Source organism: Halobellus limi, assembly GCF_004799685.1.
GTDB lineage: Archaea > Halobacteriota > Halobacteria > Halobacteriales > Haloferacaceae > Haloquadratum > Haloquadratum limi.
On sequence record NZ_CP031311.1, the window covers coordinates 2467616 to 2489437 of the forward strand.

A 21822-nucleotide genomic window follows, 5' to 3' on the forward strand; every position below is an offset into this window, starting at 1 on the left:
GCGTTCGGCCGAGTCGCGGCGCGGTACCGCCGCGTTATTCGAGATGGGAGTGCGCGCCGATGAGCGCGTTCGAGAGGTCGAGATTCTCGATGTGGGTGTCCGTATCGACGATGGTGTCGCGGAGGTCCGCATCGCGGATCGTGGCGTCGGAGAAGACGATCGATCGCTCGAGGCGGGAGTCCGTCACCGAGGCGCCGGCCATCACGTGGACGTTCGCTCCCAGTTCGGAGTTCTCGACCGCCGCGTCGTCGTGGACGTACGTCTCCCCGCCGAGGTGCCACGAGACCGCCTCGAGGTAGCTCTCGGGCGTCCCGATGTCGAACCACGCGCCGTCGAAGGTGAACGCCTTGACCGTGCCGCGGTCCTGGAGCCACTTCATGAACCAGCCGGGCTCGTCGGGGTTGTTTCCGTCTTCGAGATATGTCTCGAAGTCCGGGAGCGTCTCGGCGGGGAACGCGTAGCAGGCGATCGAGACGAGCGTGCTCTGGGGGTCGTCGGGCTTCTCCTGGAAGTCGACCACGCGGTCGCCCTCCAGCTGGACGAGGCCGTAGGACTTCGCGCGCTCTCTCGAACCCACGTCGTAGGCGGCGAGACACGGGGTGCCACTCGACTCGAAGAAGTCGACGAACTCCGAGACGTCGAAGGAGAGCAGGTTGTCGCCGGCGATGACCACGAGGTCGTCCTCGACGCCCTCGCGCTCGATGAGTTGGGCGAGCGCGCCGACGACACCGAACTTCTCGTTCTCTTCGACGGTCTCTTCGACCGACACCGTCGGTTTCTCGTAGGGAGCGTCCGCGAGGAACTCCTCGAAGTCGCCGGCGAAGCGCTCGTTGGTGCTCACGAACACCTCGTCGATCCGGTCGTCGGCCTCGAGGTCCTCGAAGATGATGTCGATGACCGTGCCGTCGCCGACCGGGAGAAACATCTTCGGCCGGTCTTTGGTGATTGGCCACATACGCGTCGCGTACCCGCCTGCGAGGACGACAGCCTTCATACCTGTACACTCTGGGCGGAGTGTCAAGTGTGTTTCCCAAGGTGTGGTCAAAACGTGCCGACGGCGGTGGAGGGTGGGCGGTGCGGTACCGATTCTCACAGGGGACACGGCGGCGGGAGTGTAGTAGCGTTTGCAACCGATTGCTCATTCGATCGCACGAAAGCGTGCGATCGAGTGAGTGAAGACTGGCAAACGCTACTATATTCCGGGGAGCACGCCGATCGGAGTGGTTCGGACGTGACCGCACGGCGCGGCTGAGCCGACAGTATATACGTGTCGACCCCGCTGCTACGAGTATGTCCGAACCGGGCGAGGAGGCGACGACCCGACAGCGGATCGCGGACGCGCTTCGGACGGAGCCGCACGACGCCGCGGAGCTGTCGACGGCGATCGGCGTCCCGAAATCCACGGTCTACAGACACGTCGAGCACGTCTCACAGACGGTCGAGAGCGACGACTCCGACGAGCGGTTCCTGGTCGCCCCGCCCGAGTGCCGTGCGTGCGGGTTCGACGGGTTCGACGACCCGCTGAACGACCCGTCGCGCTGTCCGGAGTGCCGCTCCGAGCGGATCGCCGAGCCGCGGTTCCTGATCGAGTGAGAGCGGCGGGGGTCGGCCGCCGGTCGTCACGGCGCCCTGTCCTCCCCCACGTCGCTCACTCGGTTTCAACGGTCGCCGTCACCCGATCCGAGAGGAAGCGTCGCAGTTCCGCCGTGACGAAGTCCGGTTCGTCGAGGTTGGACACGTGCGCGCCGCCGGGGACCTCCACGACTGTCGCGGTCGGGACGGCGGCGGCCATCTTCGCCGCGTGTCGCTTGACGAAGCCCATCTCGTGTTCGCCGTAGATGATGAGCGTCGGAACCGCGACGCTCGGAAGGTCGAACGTCGTGTGCGGGACGTCGAGGAGCGTCCGAATGACCTTCGCGAACTCGTCGGTCGACATCCGTGGGCCGCGCTCGCGGAGTTGCTCGATCTTCGCGTAGTCACCGCTGGCTTCCTTCCCGCGGAGGCGTTCCTGAAACCACACCATCGCCCTCTCGACCCGCTGGTAGCCGACGAGTCGTGTCAGCGGAACCGTGACCCGCAACACGGCCCACTGGAGGCGTTCGGGCCACCGCCAGTCGCCGGACGTGAACGTGTCGGCGAGCACGAGTCCGGAGATCCGATCGGGGTACGTCGCCGCGTACAACTGCGCGATGCAGCCCCCCAGCGAGAGCCCGCACAGAACGGGCCGATCGAGTTCCAGAGCCGTGAGGAGCGCGTCGAGGTCCTCGACGAACAGCTCGAGCGAGTACCGACCGACCGCCGAACCGCCGGTGCGACCGTGGCCGCGAACGTCGTAGGCGACGGTCGTGTACGCGTCGCTCAGGGCCTCCAGTTGGGGGAGCCACTGCCCGTGGTCGACGATAGCGCCGTGGACGAACACGACCGGCGGCCCCTCGCCCCGTCGCTCGTAGTACGTCTCGACGCCGTTGGTGTGGACGGTCGGCATATCGCCGCAGTTACGCTCTCGAAGCTCATCAACCTCTCTGCTACTTCGCTGCTCGACGTTCGCGCGAGTCACGCCGATCCGTGGCCGTCGTCCGATCCGTGGCCGTCGTCGAGGAGGTGACAGGCCGCCTCGTGCTCGGCCGAGATCGACCGCTTCGTCGGCGTCGAGCGCTCGCAGACGGTCCCGAACTCCGACGCCAGCAACGACGCGGCCGCCTCGCACTCTCCCGACGCGAGCCGAGCGAGCGCGCGGTCCAGTACCGCGTCCGCCTCGGGGTCGGAGAGGCGGTCCGGAAGCCCGAACTCCCGCCGAAGCGCAGCTCGAACGGCCTCGTCGGGAACGGCGTCCGAACGTTCCTCGTTCGGGGGGCTGTCCGCATCGTCCCCGACGCCGGCCGCGACGCGCGCTCGAACCGCGTCGACGTCGACGGCCGAGTCGTCGCCGGAGAGCCGCGTTCGGAGCCGGTGGATCCGCCGCCAGACGTCCTCGTCGAAATCGTACGACGCCGGCTGGACGACCGCGGGACACCGCGTGTGGAACCGACAGCCGGACGGCGGATCCGCTGCGTCGGGGACGTCGCCGACCAAGTCGACAGACGGCCGCGAGACCGTCGGATCGGGGACCGGAACCGAGGCCAGGAGGGCCCGCGTGTAGGGATGCTGCGGGTCGTCGAACACCGCGTCGACGGGACCCGATTCGACGACCTCGCCGAGGTACATCACCGCGACGCGGTCGCAGACATCCCGGACCACGCGCAGGTCGTGGCTGATGAGGAGCACACCGAGACCGAGTTCGGCCCGGAGGCCGTCCAGGAGGTCGAGCACGTCGGCCTGGGTGGGCGTATCCAGCGCGGAGACCGGTTCGTCGGCGACCAGCAGGTCGGGATCGACGATCAGCGCGCGGGCCAGGGCCGCCCGCTGTTTCTCCCCGCCGGAGAGTTCGTGTGGGTACCGGTCGGCGGCGTCGGGCGAGAGACCGACGCGTTCGAGCGTCCCCTCGACGAGCCGGCGGCGTCGGTCCCGATCGGTCATCCCGTGGACGTCGAGCGGTTCGGCGACCGACTGGCCGATCGACCGTCGCGGGTCGAAGCTCGACGCCGGGTCCTGGAGGATCAACTGCGCCCGTCTGCGGAAGCGCTTCAGCCGCTCCCGGTCGTAGCCCGTGACGTCCTCGCCGTCGAACCGGACCGTCCCCCCGGTCGGCTCCTCGATCCGGAGCATCGTGCGGGCCGCGGTCGACTTCCCGCAGCCCGACTCGCCGACGAGGCCCACCGCCTCGCCGCGGCCGACGGTGAGGTCGATCCCGTCGACCGCACGCACGCGGCCGACCTCGCGGTTCCAGACCCCCTCGGTGACGGGGTAGTGTTTCGCGAGGTCGCGGACGTCGAGGAGCGGCGTCTCGGCGGTCATCCGTCCTCGCCCTCCCGGTCGGTCGTCCCGGTGCGGTCCCAGCCGGGAACCGAATCGAGGAGCCGTCGCGTGTACGGGTGCGAGGGACGCTCGAATATCTTCGAGACGTCGCCGCGTTCGACCGCGTCGCCGTCGCGGAGGACGACCACGCGGTCCGCCACCTCGGCGACGACGCCGAGATCGTGGGTCACGAGGAGAACCGCCACCCCGAGTTCGGATCGAATCCCGTCGAGGAGCCCGAGCACCTGCGACTGGATCGTGACGTCGAGCGCCGTCGTCGGCTCGTCGGCGATGATGAGGTCGGGATCGCCCGCGAGCGCCATCGCGATCGCGACCCGCTGCTGCTGACCGCCGGAGAGCTCGTGCGGGTGGTCGTCGAGCCGACCGGCGGGGTTCGGCATCCCGACCCGGTCCAGCAGGTCGACTGCGCGGGCTCTCGCCTCGGCCTTCGTGAGGTCCGAGTGCAGTCGGACCGCCTCGATCAGTTGCCAGCCGACGGTGTAGACGGGGTTGAGCGACCCCTGCGGATGCTGGAACACGTGGGCGATCCGCCCGCCGCGGACCTCCCGGAGTTCCGACGTCGACAGCGACAGGAGGTCGATACCGTCGAACCGCACGGTGCCGCCGGCGATCTCTCCGGGCGGTTCCCGGATCAGCCGCGTGATCGACTCGCTCGCGACGGTCTTTCCGCTCCCGGACTCGCCGACGAGACAGACCGTCTCGCCGCGGGCGACCTCGAAGGAGACGCCGTCGACGGCGCGGGTCGTTCCGGCGTCGGTGTGGAACCGCGTCTGGAGGTTCTCGACGCTGAGAAGCGGCTCGGAAGCGTTTTCGGAATCCGGTGGCCCGTTCGCGTCTTCGGGGGCCGGTGACCCGTCGGGGGTCCCAGCGCCCGGTTCATCGGTGTCTCCCATCAATCACACCTCCTGTCGCGGGTCGAGCGCGTCTCTGAGTGCGTCGCCGAGGAAGTTGAACGCCAGGATCGTCGCGAAGAGGAACAGCCCGGGGACCGTCGAGACCCACCACGCGGTCCCGAGGTCGCCGCGACCCGCCGCGATGGTCTGCCCCCAGGAGGGGAGCGTCACGTCGCCGAGGCCGATGAACGACAGCGCCGCCTCCGAGAGGACGAGAAACGGGATGTTCAGCGTCGCCGCGGTGACGATCGAGTTCGACACGTTCGGGACGACGTGCCGGCGGACGACCGAAAGCGTCGAGGCCCCCGAGATGCGCGCGGCCTCGACGTAGCCCTCCTGCCGTCGCTGGAGCGCCTCGCTGCGGACGATCCGCGCGATGCCGCCCCAGCCGGTCACCCCGAAGATGACGATCAGCGCGAACAGGCTGCCGCCGTAGAGGTAGGCCAAGAAGAGAAACAGGAAGAACGTCGGGAACGTCTGCTGGACGTCGACGTAGCGCATCAGGGCCTCGTCGACCCACCCGCCGGCGTAGGCGGCCGTCGTGCCCACCGCCGTCGCGATCGAGACCGAGATCAGCGTCGCGATCAGCCCGACCTGCATACTGACGCGCATCCCGTAGATCGCGAGCGTCAGGAGTCCCCGGCCGTTTCCGGTCGTCCCGAGGGGGTACTCCCAGGTGCCCCGACACCGACCGTCGACGACGGGGCCGACGCACTCGGTGGGAACCGAGGCGTCGACGCTCAGGAAGACCGGCGGCTGGTACGCGGCGGCGACGTCGAGCGTCGGCTGTTCGAGGAACGCCGTGCCCGCCGTGCCGAGGAGGAGGATCGCGAGCAGGTACCAGAGGCTCAGGACGGCGGGCGTGTGCCGTCGGAAGCGCCGCCAGTAGTGGGCGGTCAGCCGCCGGTTCCGCGCCAGCGGTGTGAGAGAGAGGCCGAGAGCGAGGAGCGTCGCGACGAACAGCCAGTCGACGGCCGTCACGTCCCAGACGACGGCGGCGTCGGTCGCGCGCCACGGGAGGCCGACGCCGAACGCGACCGTCGGGTCGTCGCCGGCGACGACGAGGTCGTACGCGAGCGCGAGCGCGTAGAGGCCGGCTGCGACGACTGCGGCGAGTCGCGTTCGCGTGAGACCGCCCTCGGCCTCGTCGATCGCGTCCCAGTCGACGTCCTCGAAGCGTTCCCGTTCCGAATCATCGCCCTCTTCGTCCCGTGCCGGGTCGTCGCCCCCGAAGCGTACCCGTTCGCCGCCAGAACCGTCGGAGTCGCCGTCTTCGTCGACCTCGACGCCGTCGTCGGGCCCGCCGTCGAGACCGTCGCGCTCCCACATCAGCGATCACCGTACTCGATCCGCGGATCGAGGACCGCGTACGCGAGGTCCTGCAGGAGGTTTCCGATCACCGCGACGAACGCCGGAAGGAGCGTCGTTCCGAGCACGAGGGCGGTGTCCTGGCGGCGGATGGCTTCGAGGCTGAGTCGGCCGAGGCCGGGGATGCCGAAGACGACCTCCACGAGGTAGGACGCCGAGAGGATCACGCCGAGGAGGTCGCCGACGAGGATCGTCGACAGCGGGACGAGCGTCGGCCGGAGGACGTGTCGCGTGAGGATCCGCCACTCGCTCGCGCCCTTCGCCCGCGCGGTCTTGACGAACGCCGCGCGGACGTACTCCAGCGCCTCGGCGCGGGCGTAGCGCATCGTCCCCGCGATCGCGCTCGTCGCGAGGACGAACACCGGGAGCGCCAGTTGCCGGGCGTTCGCGAGCGAAAACGTTCGCGTCCGGGCCAACTCCGCGTCGAAGAGGACGGGAACCCAGCCGAGATGGACCGCGAAGACCAAGAGCAGGACGATCCCGAACCAGAAGTTCGGGACGCTGATCCCGAAGAACGCGACGAACGTGGCCGCGTAGTCGGTCTTGGTGTACTGGTTGAACGCCGAGTACAGGCCGATCGCGATCCCGAGCGTCGTCGAGGCGAGGACCGCGGGGACGGTGTACATAAGCGAGTACGGGAGCGCCGTCAGGATCGCCTCGGTCACGGGCTGAGAGCGGGTGTCCGACCACCCCCAGTCGCCGGTCGCGAGGTTCGCGAGGTAGTCGAGATAGCGCGCCCACAGCGGTCCGTCCAGCCCTCGTCGTCGGGCGTACGCCTCCGCGGCGGCCTCGGCGCTCCCCCCGCTCGCGGCGGCTCGAAACTGCACGCGCGCCAGTTGCGAGTCGGGTGCGAGATCGAGGAGGACGAACGTGACCGTCAGGATGAGGCCGGCGACGACGCCGGCCCACGCGATCCGGCGCGCGGTGTATCGTTTCAGTCCCATCTGTGGTTCGCTCCGATGGATCTCCTCCCGGAGTCAGTTCACGTCGAATCCAGCCGCCACGTGTTCCGGTCCCACGTGTGGCCGAAGACCTCTTCGGGGCCCTCGACGGCGCTGTCGTAGCCCACGATCTCGACGCCCATATTGAGGAAGTTGAACGGCTGTTCCGCCGAGAGCGCGCCGAAGATCTCCTCGAACGTCTCCCGGCGCGCGTCCGCCTCGACGGTCCCCGTGGCCGTCTCGAACAGCGAGGCGAAGTCCGTCTCGGGGACGTAGCCGTAGAAGTTGATGCCGCCGCGCTCGACGGTGAACCCCCGGATCGCGGAGGGCGTCCGCGGGTAGGTGTTGAACGTGATCCCGAGCACGAGGTCCCACGGCCGCTGGCTCACCGAGCCGTCGCGTGGACCGCCGTTGTACGGACCGGCCTCCCACGGCGGTTCGCCGTCGCCCTGCCAGCCGTTGTAGAGGTGCTGTTCGACCAGCGTCCCGTACTGCTTGCCGGACAGTTCGACGTCGAGGCCGATCGCGTCGTACTCCCGGGCGACGATCTGGGCGGTCGTCTCCACCGCTTGGGACCCCTGCGCGAAGACCAGGTCCAGCGTGACCTGCTCGCCTTCCTCGTCGACGACCCGATCGCCGTCGTAGCGGTACGGCGTCGATCCGAGGTTCGCGGCGAGGAGTTCCCGCGCCCGCTCGTGGCTGTAGGCGTCGCCGACCCCGTACTCGGTCACCTCGTCGTCAGCGTACCACTTCGAGAACGTCGGCTGGAAGGTGTGCGCGACCGTCGCGTACCCCCGGAGGACGTCCTCGACGATCGAGCGCTTGTCGACCGCGTGCGCCAGCGCCCGGCGGACGGCCGGCTTCCGAAGCGCCTCGTAGAAGGATCCGTTGGCGCGCTGGTTGTAGACGAGCGAGGTCATGTACGCCTGCGGGAACACCCTGACGTCGACGTCGTCGAGCCCCTCGAGCTGTTCGACTCGGGTCTCGGGGACGTCGGTCGCGGTGAGTTCGCCCGAGCGGAGCGCGGAGAGCCGACTGCTCTCCTCGGGGACGACCCGGTAGGTGTAAGAGTCGAAGTACGGGGCCTCCCGCCACTCCTCGGGGACGTCCTCTGCTTCGCGGAGGTAGTAGTCGTCGTTCCTGACGGCGACGAACGCCGACCCGCGGTCCCAGCGTTCGAAGCTGTAGGGTCCCAGATTCCCGGCGTACGCCAGGGTCTGGACCTCCTCGTCCCGCTGGAGTCCCTCCTGATCCCCGTCCGGACGGTACCGCTCGATGAGGCCCTTCGGCATACAGAACGCCCCCCACATAATCGGCCGCAGCGGGAACGCCGGATCGACCGACGGCAGGCGGATCTCGAACGAGCGCGTGCCGGTCTTCTCGACCGGGATCGGTTCGCCGCCGCGCCGCCAGTCGCCCGGGTTCGGGAAGCCGGCCCAGTTGGGGTCTGCCTGGAACACCTCGGTGATCATATACACCCAGTCCTCGGCGGTCATCCCTCCGTACCCCGCGCCCCACTCCAGGCCCTCTCGCAGTTCAACGGTGTAGACCCGCCCCTCGTCGGTCGAGACGTCCGCCCACAGCGGGAAGATCTCCTGGTCGGGCGTGATCGCGTAGGCGCCGTCGAGCGCCAACGCGACGCGGTTCGCGGAGGGGGTGTCGTCGACGGAGAGGAAGTTCAGGGTCTGCGTCCCGGTCGCCGTGCCCTCGACGTAGTGAGGGCGCTCGGGGGCACCGTCGCCGGTGGTGACGCTGCCGTCGGGAGTTCCGTCGCCGCCCCCGGGGGCGTTGCACCCCGCCAGCGTCGCCGCACCGCCGAGACCGAGAAGCGACAGAAAAGACCGGCGGGACCGAGCGGCCCGATCGGTCGGTCCCCCCGCGACTGGATCGGTACCGGATGGCATAGCGTCTACGTGCGACTATCCGTTCAAATACCCTTCGATCACCTCAGCAAAATCGTAGGTTATGTCGCTCGTATTACCCGAAATCGAGGCTCTGAACCGGGAGTCCGAACCGGAGACATCGTCCGGATCCGACGCGGCGTGCGGGTCGTCACACGGTCGGTCGCACCCCGTTCGCGAAATGTGGTTCGGCCGTATCCGGTCCTGGAAGTGCGCGGTTCCGGGACTGCGACGTCTCTCACGGCTGTTCGCCCGACGGGACCGGGGTCAGTCGTCGCCGTGTTCGTCGACGATGACGACCTCGCCGTCCTCGACGCGGACGTTGATCAGCGTCTTGACGTGGTGGCCGCTGTCGTCGAGTTCGTTGGGACCGGCCTTCTTGATGACGGCGACGGTGTCGACGATGTCCGCGCCGATGTGATCGAGCGCGTCGAGCACCGCGCGCATCGTGCCGCCCGTCGAGAGCACGTCGTCGAGGACGAGCACACGATCGCCCGGTTCGACGTCGTTGATGTACATCTCGTTCTCGGAGTAGCCGGTCTGTTGACTCAGCGGCTGTTCGCCCTCGAGGCCGTACTGGCGCTTGCGGATGACGACGAGCGGGATGTCGGTCATAAGCGAGACGGCGGTGGAGATGTGGATCCCCATCGCCGCCGGCGTGACGATCTTGTCGACGTCGTCGATCTCGGCCTTCCGGATGATCTTGATGACGATCTCGCGGAGGAGTTCCGGCCGAAGCATCGGGACGCCGTCGCTGATCGGGTGGACGAAGTACTCGTACTCGCCTTTCTCGATGATCGGGGCCTCGAGGAGCGACTGCCGCAGTTGGTCCATGTCGTGGGTTCTCCGGGTCGAAAATAAAAACTGGCGGTTCGGTACGCTCCGGTACACGACGCAACACGGTGTGTGGCGTCGGATCGCATAATGGAGCGGCGGAAACGTTCGGACCGATCGGAAAAGAGGCGACTCGGGGTCGACGAACCAGTATCAGTTGATCGTCGGGGCGGTGGAGCGGCTCAGCGTCGCCGAGGAGGACCCGTCCTGGGATTCCCAGACGACGCGGACGGTCTGCCCGGACCACTCGTCGTTTCCGCTGATTTCGTACGTCGCGGTGTCGCCGGCACCGACGGAGTCAGCGAACGATGTCGTCTCCGTCAACTCGACCGACGAGGTCACGTTCAACCGCTCGGCGTCGATCGTGTCACCGCTCTCGTGAGTCACGTCGACGGAGTCGTTGGTGTAATCGAAGCCGAAGCTCGCCTGCGGGGCGCTCTGGTTGAGTCCCTGTCCGAGGTTGAGCACGAACGTGCCGATGACGGCCGCGAGGATGACCGTGATCGCGACCATCAGGATCACGCCGATGACCGGAGAGACCGCCTTCTCGTCTTTGAACAATTGGATTATATTCATAGTATTTTATACGATCTGTGAGGATATAAACGCGTATGGACCAGGACTAACACGACTCATCGTGTTATTCTCGTACGTTCGCCGATGCGGACCGTCGGCCGTCGGTTCCGGTCGGGGAACGCACCGCACTCTCGGCGAAAGGACACGAATATTCGGACAGTTCCGCACCCATATTTAAAATACGGCTGTCGATTCGAGAACAGCGTAGCCGGAGAGCGGAAGACGTATTTGACCCCCTTAGTAACGGTACAGTAACGTATGAGCCGAGAGTCCGACGGGCAACGGTCGGCGTCGAGCGAGGCGGGTGGTGGCTGATGGGGGACGGCAGCTCTCGCATCCTCGTGCCGGTCGGCGAGTCCTCGACTGTCCGGAACACCGTCGCGTACGCGCTTCGGGAGGCGAGATCCGGCGCGGAGGCGGGCGAGGACGCGACCGTCCATTTCGTCTACCCCGCCCGCTGGCGGACCCTCGACGGCGACTCCGGCGACGATGCCACCGCCGCGAACGACCTGCTCGAACGCGTGCGGGTCTGGGCGGAGGAGGATCTGGACTACGACGAGGACGAGCCGTTCCCGGTCGACATCGAGACCGCGATCGTCGGGGCCGACCGATACCTGTTCAGCCCCGGCGACTTCGCGAGCGTACTCGTCGAGTACGCCCGGGAGGTCGGCCTGGACCGCGTCGTCGTCGACCCCGAGTTTCAGCCCGGCGGGAGCGCCCCGATGCTCCGGCCGTTCGAGGTGGAACTGACGCGGTCTGACCTCGCCGTCGAGGAGGCCCCGGTCGAGCGGCAGACCACCCGAACGCGCCTCGTCTCGCGGGCGACGATCTCGAAGGCGGTCGCGACCTTCGGCGTCAGTTTCGCGTTCTACCTGCTCGTGGCGGGATCGCTGACGACGTTCAACCTCGCCACCGGCGGGCTGACGGCGGCGCTTTCGGCGGTCGTCTTCTCGAACGTCACGTTCGTCACTTCGCCGGCCCTGAAACGGAGCACGCTCCGAGTGCTCCGGATGGGGCTCTTCGTTCCGTATCTCGTCTGGGAGATCGTGAAGGCGAACCTCGTGATCGCGTACATCATCCTCCATCCGGACCTCCCGATCGATCCCGAGATGCGGCGGTTCCGGGCCGCCGTCTGGGGAGGCCTCCCCGTGACGACGCTCGCGAACAGCATCACGCTCACGCCGGGGACCCTGACGGTCGACGTCGACCGGGACGGGTTGAAGATCCACACCCTGACCGGTGACGCCCGCGACGACCTCGCCGCCGGCGGCCTCGAACGGGCAGTTCGCTTCGTGTACTACGGCCGCGGCGGCGCGCGGATCCCGACGCCGACTGAGCGCGGGAGCATCGCTCGCGTCGACGACGACACCGAGGCCGACGGTCAGTCGGTTACCGACTCGGACGCCGACTCGAACGGGGGTGCCGAGTGATGGTCGCCTCCGGACTCGTCGACGCGGTGCTTCTGGGTGCCGCGGGCGCGTTCGTCCTCTTCGCGGTCGTGTTGGTCTACCGTATCGTCGCCGGCCCGACGATGCAGGACCGCGTCATCGCGGTCAACGCCATCGGGACGAACGCCGTGGTCGTGCTCGCGCTTTTGGCCGCGGCGCTCGACCAGCCCGGATTCCTCGACGTGGCGCTCGTCTACGGGATGTTGAACTTCCTCATGAGCATCGCGATCTCGAAGTTCACCGTCGAGCGCGGGGGGGTGATCTAGATGACGGTCACCGAACTGCTCGTCATCGCACTCGTCGCCGCGGGGACGTTCTTCGGGCTCGTCGCCGTCGTCGGGATCATCCGCCTCCCCGACCTGTACACCCGGGCGCACGCGACGTCGAAGAGCGACACCCTCGGGATCATCCTGACGCTCGGCGGCGTCGCCCTCGTCTTCGGCGCCGATCTCGCCGTCGCGAAGACCGTCGTTCTGGGGCTGTTCCTGTTCGTGACGAACCCGACGGCGGCCCACGCGATCACTCGCGCGGCGTACGATCAGGACATCACGCCGTGGACGAGAGACGACGCTGCACCGCGAGCAACGGAGGGGGAGGAGTGACGATGGAGTCGGTCGCGCTCTACGCCGCGCTCACGTTCTCCGTGTTCGCCGCGCTGGCGGCGACGTTCCTCCGCGACGTCCTCAACGCGATCATCGCCTTCGCCGCGTTCAGCTTCGGGATCGCGGTCGCGTGGGTCCTGCTCGCCGCGCCCGACGTCGCCCTGACGGAGGCGGCCGTCGGCGCCGGCATCACGACGGTGTTTTTCCTCGTGACCATCGCGAAGACGGTCCGGCCCGGCGGGCAGCGGCTCGTCGAACGGGTCGAGTGGCGGTCGGTCGCGGTCGTCGCCGTGCTCGTCGGGACGCTCCTGGCGACCGTGCGGTCCCTGCCGGCCGTGGGGGCGGCCGACTCGCCGGTCGCGACGTCGCGGGTCACGGAGTACTACCTGCAGAACGCATACCCGGAGACCGGCGTCGAGAACGTCGTTACCGCCGTGTTGGCCGCCTACCGCGGATTCGACACCCTCGGCGAGGCGACGGTCGTCATCGCCGCCGGGGTCGCGGTCCTTCTCGTCCTTCGACAGGAGGCCTACGTATGAGTCAATCGGAACCAAACGGAACCTACGTCGAGAGTACGATCATCATGACGACCGTCCGTATCGTCGTCCCGTTCGTCTTCACCTTCGGACTGTTCGTGATGTTCCACGGGGCGGATTCGGCGGGTGGCGGCTTCCAGGGCGGCGTCATCGTCGCCGCCGCCGTGTTGCTTCTGGCCTTCGCGTTCGGCATCGAACCGACCCGAGCGTGGCTCGAAGGCCCGCTTCTGCGGATCACGATCGCGGTCGGCGGCGCGACGTTCGCCTTCGTCGGCCTCGGTGCGCTGGCCGCGGGCGGGGCGTTCCTCGAGTACCCCGCGTACGGGTTCGGGTCCGACGGCGTGAAGTACGGCATCGAACTCGTCGAACTCGGGATCGGCGCGGTCGTCTCCGGCGTCCTGATCAGCCTCTTCTTCAGCCTCGCTCGGGGCGACTTCGAGGTCGTCTCCGAACACGACGGCGGCGACGCGGAGTCGAACGGAGAGCCCGAGGTCGACGCCGCCGCGACGGGGGGTGAGCGCGCGTGATCGACCTCCTCTCGACGCACTACAACTACCTCGTGTTCGTCGCGCTCGTCGGCATCGGCCTGTACGCCGTCACCGCCAGTTCGAACCTCGTGAAGAAGGTCATCGGGCTGAACGTCTTCCAGGTCGGGATCTTCCTCTTCTTCGTCACCAGCGGCTACGTCGACGGCGCGGCACCGCCGCTGGTCGGCCACGGCTCCGGCCCCTACGCGAGCCCGCTGCCGCACGTGCTCATCCTGACGGCCATCGTCGTCGGCGTCAGCCTGACGGCGGTCGCGCTCGCGCTGATCGTCCGCATCTACGACGCCTACGGGACCCTCGACGAGGAGGCGATCCGGGAGGTGCAACTGAATGACTGACGCCATCGCGCTGCTCGTGGTCGTCCCGATCGTCCTGTCGCTCGCGCCGATCGCCGTCGGGAAGGCGTGGAACCGCAGCGGGTGGGTCGCGGCCGCCGCGGCCGCGCTGGTCCACCTGGGACTGTCGCTGACGGTAGCCGGCCAGGTCTTCGCCACCGGTGCGTTCTCCTACGCCGTCGGCGACTACGCGCCGCCGTTCGGGATCGAACTCGTCGCCGACGGCGTGTCCGCGACGCTCGTCGTCCTCGTGTCCGCCGTGACGCTCGCCGTCGTCCTCTACGCCCGGGCGGCCGGGCCGCACACGAGCGGGTTCTACAGCGGCCTACTTTTGCTCACGGCCGGCATCTCGGGCGTCTTCGTGACCGGCGACCTGTTCAACCTCTACGTGTTCATCGAGATCACCGGGCTCGCGACGTACGCGCTGGTCGCGACCGGCCGCTCGCCCGCCGCGGCGATGGCGAGCCTGAAGTACCTCCTCGTCGGGACGATCGGGGCGTCGCTGTACCTGCTGGGCGTCGGCTACCTCTACGTCTCGACGGGGACGCTGAACATGGCCGACCTCGCGGCGACGATCCCCTCGGTCGGCTACGACTCGCCGCTGGTGCTGACCGGCTTCGGCCTCCTCGTCGTCGGCCTCGCGGTGAAGGCCGCGCTCTTCCCGCTGCACACCTGGCAGCCCGGGGCCTACGCGGAGTCGCCCGACAGCGTCACCGCCTACATCTCCGCGCTCGTCTCGACGGCCGCGGCGTACGCGCTGTTCCGCGTGATCTACGCCGTGTTCACGCCCGCCTTCGACGCCGCCGTTCCCTTCGCGCTCGACGCGCTCGTGATCCTCGCGTCGGTCAGCGTCGTCGTCGGATCGGTCCTCGCCGTGTTGCAGTCGGACCTCAAACGGATGTTGGCGTACTCCTCGGTCGCGCAGTTCGGCCTGGTGATCGCCGGCTTCGCCGTCGCGAACACGACGGCCGTCACGGGGGGGCTGATCCACCTCGTCGGCCACGCGATCATGAAGGCCGGCCTCTTCGTCGGCGTCGGCGCGCTCGCGGGCGTCGCGGGCGGCCGCACCGTCGACGACTTCGCCGGCGTCGCCGAGCGCGCCCCGATTGTGAGCGCCGCGTTCGCGGTTCTCGCGTTCGCCCTGGTTGGCGTCCCGCCGGCGGTCGGCTTCGCCGGCAAGTGGCACATCGTCCTCGGCGCGGTCGAGGGCGGCCGCTGGGGCGTCGCGAGCGTCGCCGTCGTGAGCACGCTACTCACGCTCGCGTACTTCGCCCGCGTCGTCGAGCGGATGTACTTCCAGGACGCGCCAGCGTCCGGAGCGGTCGCCGACGCCGACGCGTCGGCTGACGCCGCGAGCGACGGCGTACTGGCCTCCGACGGCGGCTCGGAGGCCGCACCGTCCGGGGAGTCGGGAGTCTCGATCGAGGCCCGACTCGTGGTCGTCGCCGCCGCGGTCGGTGCCGTGGTCTTGGGGCTGTTCGCGACCGACCTCGTTTCCGTCTTCGAACCGGTTCTGGAGGTGTACTTCGAATGAGCGAAATCGACTCTCTCAGGCCGCTTGCGGCGGTGTTACTCCCCGCTCTCGGCATTCTCACGATCGTCGCATCGCACCGGAGACCGGACATTCGGGAGGGCTTCACGATCCTCACCGCGCTCGCGACGTTCGGCGTCGTCGCCAGCCTCGTGCCCGCGGCGCTGTCGGGGACGGTCCACGTCTCGCGACTGGGGACGTTCGTCCCCGGCGTCGACCTCACGCTGCACGCCGACCCGCTCGGGATGATCTTCGCGCTGCTCGCGAGCACGCTCTGGCTCGTCACGAGCTTCTACAGCATCGGCTACATGCGCGGGCTCGACGAGCACTCTCAGACCAGATACTTCGCCGCCTTCGCGGGCAGCGTCGGCGCGGCGATCGGCGTCGCGTTCGCGTCGAACCTCGTCGCGCTGTACGTCTTCTACGAACTGCTGACGGTCGCGACGTACCCGCTCGTCGCCCACGACGAGAGCGACGAGGCGCGGGCGGCGGGTCGGAAGTACCTGACGTACACCTTCGGCGGCGGGGTCGCGGTGCTGGCGGGGACGATCCTCGTCTTCTGGACGACCGGCACCGTCGCGTTCACTCCCGGCGGCATCGCCGACCTGGCGGCCGCCGACCCAGTGGTCGCCCGCGCGGCGTTCGCGCTGCTCGCGGGCGGCTTCGGCGTGAAGGCCGCGCTCATCCCCGTCCACTCGTGGCTGCCGGACGCGATGGTCGCGCCGACGCCCGTCTCGGGACTGCTGCACGCGGTCGCGGTCGTCAAGAGCGGCGTGTTCGGGATCGCCCGCGTCGTCCTCGACGTGTTCGGACCCGAGACGGTCCAGCAGTTGGGCGTGGGCCTGCCGCTGGCCGCGGTCGCGGCGGTCACTATCGTCGTCTCCAGCGTCATCGCCCTGCGCCAGGACAACCTGAAGCGCCGGCTGGCGTACTCGACGATCAGTCAACTCTCGTACATCGTCCTCGGCCTGGGACTGCTCTCGCCCGCGGCGCTCGTCGGCGGGCTGCTCCACATCCCGGCGCACGCCTTCATGAAGCTCACCCTGTTCTTCTGTGCGGGCGCGATCCACGTCGAGACCCACACCGACGACATCAGCGACATGGCCGGGATCGGAAAGCGGATGCCGCTCACGATGGCCGCCTTCGGCGTCGCCAGTCTCGGGATGGCCGGGCTGCCGCTTCTGGCCGGCTTCGTCAGCAAGTGGTACCTCCTGATCGGGAGTATCGACGGCGGAAACGCGATCTTCGCGCTCGTCTTGCTCACCTCGGGGCTCCTGAACATCGGCTACTTCTGGCCGATCGTCTACCAGGCGTTCTTCCAGACGCCCGAGGACTCCGACGCCAAGCCGCTGGTCGAGTTCCCGATCGGCGGGACTCGGCTCCGCGCCGACGGCGGGGAGCGTCCGAGTGACGCCGACGAGACGGCAGACGACCCCGACGTCGCGAGCGAGGGGCGGCCCGACGAGTCCGTCGAGGAGGGAATCGACCCCGAGGCGTTCGTCGACACCGCCGAGGAGTCCGACACCGGCGTCCCGGTCGACACGGCCGGGCGGGTCGAACCGGATATCGAGCCCTCCGAGGAAGAGAGCCAGGTCGAGATCGAAGCCCGGATCGAGGGCGAGTACGCGGTCGATCGGCACCCGAGCGATCACCTCGGCGCGGACTCGACGGACGACGAAGCCGACCGCGACGCCCGCGAGGGCGACGACGTCGACGAGGACCTCGCCGGCGAGACGCACGACGACCACGACCACCACCACGGCGGGCCACCGGCCGCCGGGTGGGAGCGCCGCGGGTTCGGCGAGGAGAGCACGTGGTTCATGCTCGGGCCGATCACCGCCGCCGCCGCCGGGGCCGTCGCGCTCGGCATCGCACCCCGCGGGATGGTCTTCCTCGCGCTGATCGAGCGCGTGCTCTTCGAGGTCACGGGGGTGGTGCTCTGATGAGCGCCGCCCTCTCCTCGGCGCTGGCGACGGGCGCGATCCTCGCCAGCGAACCGTCGGTGTCGATCCCGACCGCCGACGTGCCGACGGCCGTCCCGCCGGCGTTCGTCGTCCTCGCCGTCGCGCTCGTGATGCCGTTCCTCTCGCGGAAACTCGGCCACGCGCTGGGCGTCCTCGCGACGGGCGGCGTCGCCGTCTGGACGCTCCTCGCGCCGGCGGGAACGTACCTCTCTACGACCTTCCTCGGCTTCGACGCCGTCCTGTTCAACGTCGACGCCTTCTCGAAGCTGATGGGCGTCATCTTCGGGTTCATCGGCGCGGCCGCCGTGCTGTACTCGTACTCTTCGGACGCCGGGAACCGACAGACCGCCTTCGCGCTCGGCTACGTCGGGACGAGCGTCGGCGCCGTCTTCGCCGGCGACTGGCTGACGATGGTCTTCTTCTGGGAGCTGATGGCCGTCACTTCGACCCTCCTCGTGTGGGACTACGGCGGCGAGGCCGTCCGCGCGGGCTTCCGCTACGCCGTCTACCACGGGCTCGGCGGGAGCCTGCTGATGGCCGCGGTGGTCTGGCACTACACCGAGGTGGGGTCGTTCCTCTTCAGCGCCAGCGACGGCATCGTCGCGGGGATTCCGGCCGCGCTCGCCGCCGTCGGCATCGGCGTCAACGTCGGCTTCGTCGGCCTGCACACCTGGCTGCCCGACACGTACCCGCGGCCGCACGTCGCCGCGAGCGTCTTCCTCTCGGTGTACACCACGAAGACCGGCGTCTACGGCCTCGCCCGCGCCTTCCCCGAGGGCAACCTCGCGATCGCGTATATGGGCGCGGCGATGGCGCTCGTCGGCGTCGTCTACGCGCTCTTACAGAACGATATGCGGCGGCTGCTCTCCTATCACATCCAGTCGCAGGTCGGGTACATGGTGGCGGGCGTCGGCGTCGGGACGGCGCTCGCGACCGCCGGCGCGTTCGCGCACGTGTTCAACCACATCCTCTACAAGGCGCTGCTCTTCATGACCGCGGGCGTCGTGATCGCGCGGACGGACGAGCAGAGCCTGAAGTACCTCGGCGGCCTGGGGCGGGCGCTCCCGGTGACCGCGCTCGCCTTCACCGTCGCGGCGCTGTCGATCAGCGGCTTCCCCGGCTTCAACGGCTTCGTGAGCAAGGGGATGATCACCGCGGCGGCGCACAAGGAGCACCTGGACGGGATCTTCTACATCCTGCTCGCCGCGGGCGTGGGGACGTTCATGTCCTTCATCAAGTTCGGCTACTACGCGTTCCTCAAGGAGGGCAAAGGGACGTGGAACCTGAGGCGGTCGGTCACCGGCCAGCGGGTCGCGATGCTGGGCGTCGCGTCGCTGTGTGTCGCGCTCGGCCTGTACCCCGACGCGCTGTTCGCGCTCCTGCCCGGAAGCACCGCCGACGCTCACCCCTTCACGCTCGGTCACCTGGGCGAGGGCTTCGCGCTGGCGGCGCTCGGCGTCGTCGGCTTCGCGGTCCTCAAGAAGCCGCTGTCGAAGATCGGTCCCGGGATCGACGTCGACGCCGTGATCGAACCGGCGACGTTCTACGGGATGCGCGGTCTGGTGCGGGGCGTCACCGACCTCTTCGCCGCCGTCGACCGGCTGGCCGTCGAGGCCGCCAGACGGTCGCTGGCCGCGGCCGGCGACCCGTACGGAGCGGTCCGTGGGCCGCTGTCCGCGCTCGTCGGCGGGGACGAGGACGCGCTCCGTCCGGGGAGCCTCCGGGCGAGCATCGCCACGAGCGTGCTCCTCGTGCTGGTCGTGCTCGCGGCGACGCTCCTCGGACTGTTCTGATCCCGTAGTCCGCGTTCCTCCGATTTATCCGTTCACCGGCGAGTAGCGGGCGCGCCGGTCGGCCTCACGGCGAGTCGAGTCCGGCGGGTTCGACACCAGATCTACAACGGATCGATAAATTATGTAGGATTGGAGGACGGATCAACAGCTACACGCAATATTTAACCGGTTCTGTCCGCTACGACGAGTACGTGACTGCCACGAGTGCCGTCCCGTGTGACACGACACGATGAGAGGACACACATCCGCTGACGACGGCCGGAGCGACGCCTCGCTGGTCCCAACGCCGGCGGACACCGGACGGACAGTCCCCCGACGCGGAGTGGAAGCGGTCCCGCGCTTCCGGGAGCGCGCCGCGCGAGGGGACGGCCTCGTCCCGACGGTGGTGAACTGACGTGCCGAAGGAACTCGAACGCGACCTCGGACTCTACGCGGTGCTGGCGATCAGCGTCGGCGCGATGGTCGGCAGCGGCATCTTCATCCTGCCCGCGCTCGCGGTCGACATCGCCGGGCCGGCGGTCATCCTCGCGTACGTCGTCGCCGGCGTGCTCGTGCTGCCGGCGGCGCTCTCGAAGTCGGAGATGGCGACCGCGATGCCCGAGGCGGGCGGGACCTACCTGTTCATCGAGCGCGGGATGGGCCCGCTCCTCGGCACCGTCGCGGGCATCGGCACCTGGTTCGCGCTCTCGTTCAAGGGCGCGCTCGCGCTCGTCGGCGGCGTACCGTACCTGCTGCTTCTCTTCGACGTCCCCCCGAGCGTCACCACGCCCGTCGCGCTCGCGCTGGCGACCCTCCTCGTCGTGGTGAACCTGCTGGGCGCGAAACAGACCGGTCGGTTGCAGGTCGGCATCGTCGTCGTGATGCTGGCCGCGCTCGTCTGGTTCGTGCTCGGCGGCGTCCCCGCTCTGCGGGGATCGAACTACACGCCGTTCCTCCGGGGCGGGATCGGCGGCCTGCTGGAGGCGACCGGCCTCGTGTTCGTCTCCTACGCCGGCGTCACGAAGGTCGCGAGCGTCGCCGAGGAGGTCTCCGATCCGGACCGGAACATCCCGATCGGCATCCTGGGATCGCTGGCGTTCACGACGGTCCTCTACGCGCTCATCGTCACGGTGATGCTCGGCGTCGCCGACCCCGCGAGCATCGCCGACAGCGCCACCCCCGTCGCGGTCGCCGCGGAGGCGACGCTGGGGACCGCCGGCGTCGCGGCCGTCGTCCTGGCGGCGATCCTCGCGCTCGTGAGCACCGCGAACGCGGGAATCCTCTCGTCGTCGCGGTACCCCTTCGCGATGGCTCGCGACGACCTCGTCCCGGACCTGATGGCGTCGATCAGCGACCGCTTCGGGACGCCGTCGAACTCGATCACGCTCACCGGCGTCGTGCTACTCCTCCTCATCGCGTTCGTCCCCTTACTGGAGATCGCAAAGCTCGCGAGCGCGTTCCAGATCCTCGTGTTCGTCCTCATAAACCTCGCCGTCGTGGCGTTCCGCGAGGGGAGCGCGGCGTACGAGCCGTCGTTCACCGCGCCGCTGTACCCCTGGATTCAGATCTTCGGCGTCGTCAGCGGAGTCGTGTTGCTGACGCAGATGGGGACCGTCCCGCTCGTCGGAGCAGTCGTCCTGATCGCGGCCGGAATCGGCTGGTTCGGGGTCTACGGCCGGGACCGCGTCGACCGCGAGGGCGCGGCGGTCGACGCCGTCCGCCGGCAGGTCGGCCGCAACGCCGTCGACCGGACGCGGGAGACGATCGACGAGTCCAAGCGCGACTACCGGGTGCTGGTCGCGCTGGACCACGAGGTCACGAAGGCCGAGGAGCGCGCCTTCGTTCGCGTCGCGGCCGACGTCGCCCGCGCGAACGACGGCGAGGTCGTCGTCGCGCGGTTCGAGCAGGTCCCCGATCAGGTGTCGCTGACCTACGCCTCCGAGACGGAGTCGCCCGCGGACGTACAGTTCGAGGCGCAGACGTCCGAACTCGACGCCGAGTTCGAGGTACCCGTGAGCAGCGGGACGATCGTCTGTCACGACGTCCGCCACGCGGTCGTCAACTACGCCGACCACGAGGACGCGGACGTGCTCCTGATGGAGGAGGCCGCACCCGCGTCGGGACTCCGCGGACTCCTGTTCGGCTCGGACGTGGAGTGGGTGCTCCGCCACGCCCCCTGCGACGTGGCGCTCCTGAACGCGGGCGCGAACGGACTGGGCGAGTTCGAGGTCGTGGGCGTCCTCTCTGACGAGGGCCCCTACGACCCGACGAAGATCGCCGTCGCGGACGCGCTCGCCGCCGCCGCCGGCGGATCGATCACGCTCGCCTACGCGGGCCGGCCGGACGCCTCCGACATCGAAGAGAAGACGCTGGAAGATTACCACGCGGCGGTCGCGGCGCTCTGTTCGGTGCCGGTCGAGAGCTGCGTGCCGTTCGGGACCGCGTCGGGAGCGGGTTCGGCGAGGGGCCTCGAAACCGCGGACCTGATCGTCGTCAGCGCGTCGGAGCGGACCAACGACGCCATCGCGGCGTACCTCACCGGAACCGACCGCCCCGTGCTCGTCGTCCACGAACAGGAGTCCGAACTGCGCGGTCGGATCGCTCGGACGGTCCAGCGACGCCTCTTCTGATTTGGACGCTCGGCCCTGGCTGCCCTCGGAA

20 protein-coding genes and 1 pseudogene are annotated in these 21822 nt (G+C 68.9%); 12 read left to right on the top strand and 9 right to left on the bottom strand.

The genetic code is table 11. The features are described from left to right. Positions 1-34: 34 nt before the first annotated feature. Positions 35-994 (bottom strand): sugar phosphate nucleotidyltransferase, encoded by a 960-nt coding sequence (locus DV707_RS12220; RefSeq protein WP_103991438.1) that lies wholly within the window; start codon positions 992-994, stop codon positions 35-37. A gap of 296 nt (positions 995-1290) precedes the next feature. Between DV707_RS12220 and DV707_RS12225 the strand changes: the two genes are divergently transcribed. Then, on the top strand, positions 1291-1593 hold the full coding sequence (locus tag DV707_RS12225; protein WP_103991437.1) for a transcriptional regulator: 303 nt from the start codon (positions 1291-1293) through the stop codon (positions 1591-1593). Positions 1594-1648: 55 nt separating this feature from the next. Here the strand turns inward: DV707_RS12225 and DV707_RS12230 are convergent, their stop codons facing one another. From DV707_RS12230 to DV707_RS12265, 8 genes and pseudogenes are all read right to left on the bottom strand, one after another. Next, positions 1649-2485, bottom strand: a complete 837-nt coding sequence (locus DV707_RS12230; RefSeq protein ID WP_103991436.1) for an alpha/beta fold hydrolase — start codon at positions 2483-2485, stop codon at positions 1649-1651. A gap of 68 nt (positions 2486-2553) precedes the next feature. After that, positions 2554-3894 carry an ABC transporter ATP-binding protein gene (locus tag DV707_RS12235; protein ID WP_103991435.1) on the bottom strand — a complete coding sequence of 447 codons (1341 nt, stop codon included), beginning with the start codon at positions 3892-3894 and terminating at the stop codon, positions 2554-2556. Positions 3895-3935: 41 nt separating this feature from the next. Next, positions 3936-4808 (bottom strand): annotated as a pseudogene (locus tag DV707_RS12240) (ABC transporter ATP-binding protein); the annotation flags it as partial. Between the two features lie 3 nt (positions 4809-4811). Continuing rightward, complete coding sequence (locus DV707_RS12245) at positions 4812-6137, bottom strand: ABC transporter permease (RefSeq protein ID WP_103991433.1); 1326 nt, start codon at positions 6135-6137, stop codon at positions 4812-4814. After that, positions 6137-7120: an ABC transporter permease gene (locus tag DV707_RS12250; RefSeq protein WP_103991432.1), complete on the bottom strand. Its 984-nt coding sequence runs from the start codon at positions 7118-7120 to the stop codon at positions 6137-6139. Before DV707_RS12250 ends, DV707_RS12245 begins: the two co-directional genes overlap by 1 nt. 38 nt (positions 7121-7158) lie before the next feature. After that, entirely contained in the window at positions 7159-9021 is a 1863-nt protein-coding gene (locus tag DV707_RS12255) for an ABC transporter substrate-binding protein (protein WP_103991431.1), read from the bottom strand. A 264-nt stretch (positions 9022-9285) separates the two neighbouring features. Further along, positions 9286-9852, bottom strand: coding sequence for a hypoxanthine/guanine phosphoribosyltransferase (gene hpt / locus DV707_RS12260; protein ID WP_049987607.1), 567 nt, complete (start codon positions 9850-9852; stop codon positions 9286-9288). Between the two features lie 153 nt (positions 9853-10005). Next, a complete protein-coding gene (locus tag DV707_RS12265) occupies positions 10006-10428 on the bottom strand; it encodes a type IV pilin (protein WP_103991430.1) in 423 nt (140 codons plus the stop codon). A gap of 314 nt (positions 10429-10742) precedes the next feature. Between DV707_RS12265 and DV707_RS12270 the strand changes: the two genes are divergently transcribed. From DV707_RS12270 to DV707_RS12315, 11 genes are all read left to right on the top strand, one after another. Continuing rightward, the gene (locus tag DV707_RS12270; RefSeq protein ID WP_103991429.1) at positions 10743-11858 is read left to right on the top strand and encodes a monovalent cation/H+ antiporter subunit E; all 1116 of its coding nucleotides are present in this window, start codon (positions 10743-10745) and stop codon (positions 11856-11858) included. After that, complete coding sequence (locus DV707_RS12275; RefSeq protein ID WP_103991428.1) at positions 11858-12142, top strand: cation:proton antiporter; 285 nt, start codon at positions 11858-11860, stop codon at positions 12140-12142. The genes DV707_RS12270 and DV707_RS12275 overlap by 1 nt, the downstream gene beginning before the upstream one ends. Then, positions 12143-12478: a monovalent cation/H(+) antiporter subunit G gene (gene mnhG, locus DV707_RS12280; RefSeq protein WP_103991427.1), complete on the top strand. Its 336-nt coding sequence runs from the start codon at positions 12143-12145 to the stop codon at positions 12476-12478. A 2-nt stretch (positions 12479-12480) separates the two neighbouring features. After that, a complete protein-coding gene (locus DV707_RS12285; RefSeq protein WP_103991426.1) occupies positions 12481-13017 on the top strand; it encodes a DUF4040 domain-containing protein in 537 nt (178 codons plus the stop codon). Further along, positions 13014-13541 carry an MnhB domain-containing protein gene (locus DV707_RS12290; RefSeq protein ID WP_103991425.1) on the top strand — a complete coding sequence of 176 codons (528 nt, stop codon included), beginning with the start codon at positions 13014-13016 and terminating at the stop codon, positions 13539-13541. Before DV707_RS12285 ends, DV707_RS12290 begins: the two co-directional genes overlap by 4 nt. After that, positions 13538-13897, top strand: coding sequence for a cation:proton antiporter subunit C (locus tag DV707_RS12295; RefSeq protein WP_103991424.1), 360 nt, complete (start codon positions 13538-13540; stop codon positions 13895-13897). The genes DV707_RS12290 and DV707_RS12295 overlap by 4 nt, the downstream gene beginning before the upstream one ends. Then, on the top strand, positions 13890-15428 hold the full coding sequence (locus DV707_RS12300) for a proton-conducting transporter transmembrane domain-containing protein (protein ID WP_103991423.1): 1539 nt from the start codon (positions 13890-13892) through the stop codon (positions 15426-15428). Before DV707_RS12295 ends, DV707_RS12300 begins: the two co-directional genes overlap by 8 nt. After that, positions 15425-17368, top strand: a complete 1944-nt coding sequence (locus DV707_RS12305; protein ID WP_103991422.1) for a proton-conducting transporter transmembrane domain-containing protein — start codon at positions 15425-15427, stop codon at positions 17366-17368. Before DV707_RS12300 ends, DV707_RS12305 begins: the two co-directional genes overlap by 4 nt. 131 nt (positions 17369-17499) lie before the next feature. Continuing rightward, positions 17500-19182 (top strand): Na(+)/H(+) antiporter subunit D, encoded by a 1683-nt coding sequence (locus DV707_RS12310; protein WP_394348348.1) that lies wholly within the window; start codon positions 17500-17502, stop codon positions 19180-19182. 229 nt (positions 19183-19411) lie between these two features. Beyond that, on the top strand, positions 19412-19576 hold the full coding sequence (locus tag DV707_RS18475; RefSeq protein ID WP_160113923.1) for a hypothetical protein: 165 nt from the start codon (positions 19412-19414) through the stop codon (positions 19574-19576). Between the two features lies 1 nt (position 19577). Next, a complete protein-coding gene (locus DV707_RS12315) occupies positions 19578-21791 on the top strand; it encodes a universal stress protein (RefSeq protein ID WP_103991420.1) in 2214 nt (737 codons plus the stop codon). The last annotated feature ends 31 nt before the right edge of the window (positions 21792-21822 follow it).

Excerpts from the sequence above, each read along its gene's own strand:
- DV707_RS12230 (WP_103991436.1), bottom strand. The coding sequence starts at position 2,485 with ATGCCGACCGTCCACACCAACGGCGTCGAGACGTACTACGAGCGACGG.
- DV707_RS12300 (WP_103991423.1), top strand. The coding sequence starts at position 13,890 with ATGACTGACGCCATCGCGCTGCTCGTGGTCGTCCCGATCGTCCTGTCG.
- DV707_RS12235 (WP_103991435.1), bottom strand. The coding sequence starts at position 3,894 with ATGACCGCCGAGACGCCGCTCCTCGACGTCCGCGACCTCGCGAAACAC.
- DV707_RS12305 (WP_103991422.1), top strand. The coding sequence starts at position 15,425 with ATGAGCGAAATCGACTCTCTCAGGCCGCTTGCGGCGGTGTTACTCCCC.
- DV707_RS12245 (WP_103991433.1), bottom strand. The coding sequence starts at position 6,137 with ATGTGGGAGCGCGACGGTCTCGACGGCGGGCCCGACGACGGCGTCGAG.
- DV707_RS12285 (WP_103991426.1), top strand. The coding sequence starts at position 12,481 with ATGGAGTCGGTCGCGCTCTACGCCGCGCTCACGTTCTCCGTGTTCGCC.
- hpt (WP_049987607.1), bottom strand. The coding sequence starts at position 9,852 with ATGGACCAACTGCGGCAGTCGCTCCTCGAGGCCCCGATCATCGAGAAA.
- DV707_RS12225 (WP_103991437.1), top strand. The coding sequence starts at position 1,291 with ATGTCCGAACCGGGCGAGGAGGCGACGACCCGACAGCGGATCGCGGAC.
- DV707_RS12290 (WP_103991425.1), top strand. The coding sequence starts at position 13,014 with ATGAGTCAATCGGAACCAAACGGAACCTACGTCGAGAGTACGATCATC.
- DV707_RS18475 (WP_160113923.1), top strand. The coding sequence starts at position 19,412 with ATGAGAGGACACACATCCGCTGACGACGGCCGGAGCGACGCCTCGCTG.
- DV707_RS12310 (WP_394348348.1), top strand. The coding sequence starts at position 17,500 with ATGCCGTTCCTCTCGCGGAAACTCGGCCACGCGCTGGGCGTCCTCGCG.
- DV707_RS12265 (WP_103991430.1), bottom strand. The coding sequence starts at position 10,428 with ATGAATATAATCCAATTGTTCAAAGACGAGAAGGCGGTCTCTCCGGTC.
- mnhG (WP_103991427.1), top strand. The coding sequence starts at position 12,143 with ATGACGGTCACCGAACTGCTCGTCATCGCACTCGTCGCCGCGGGGACG.
- DV707_RS12270 (WP_103991429.1), top strand. The coding sequence starts at position 10,743 with ATGGGGGACGGCAGCTCTCGCATCCTCGTGCCGGTCGGCGAGTCCTCG.
- DV707_RS12255 (WP_103991431.1), bottom strand. The coding sequence starts at position 9,021 with ATGCCATCCGGTACCGATCCAGTCGCGGGGGGACCGACCGATCGGGCC.
- DV707_RS12250 (WP_103991432.1), bottom strand. The coding sequence starts at position 7,120 with ATGGGACTGAAACGATACACCGCGCGCCGGATCGCGTGGGCCGGCGTC.
- DV707_RS12275 (WP_103991428.1), top strand. The coding sequence starts at position 11,858 with ATGGTCGCCTCCGGACTCGTCGACGCGGTGCTTCTGGGTGCCGCGGGC.
- DV707_RS12220 (WP_103991438.1), bottom strand. The coding sequence starts at position 994 with ATGAAGGCTGTCGTCCTCGCAGGCGGGTACGCGACGCGTATGTGGCCA.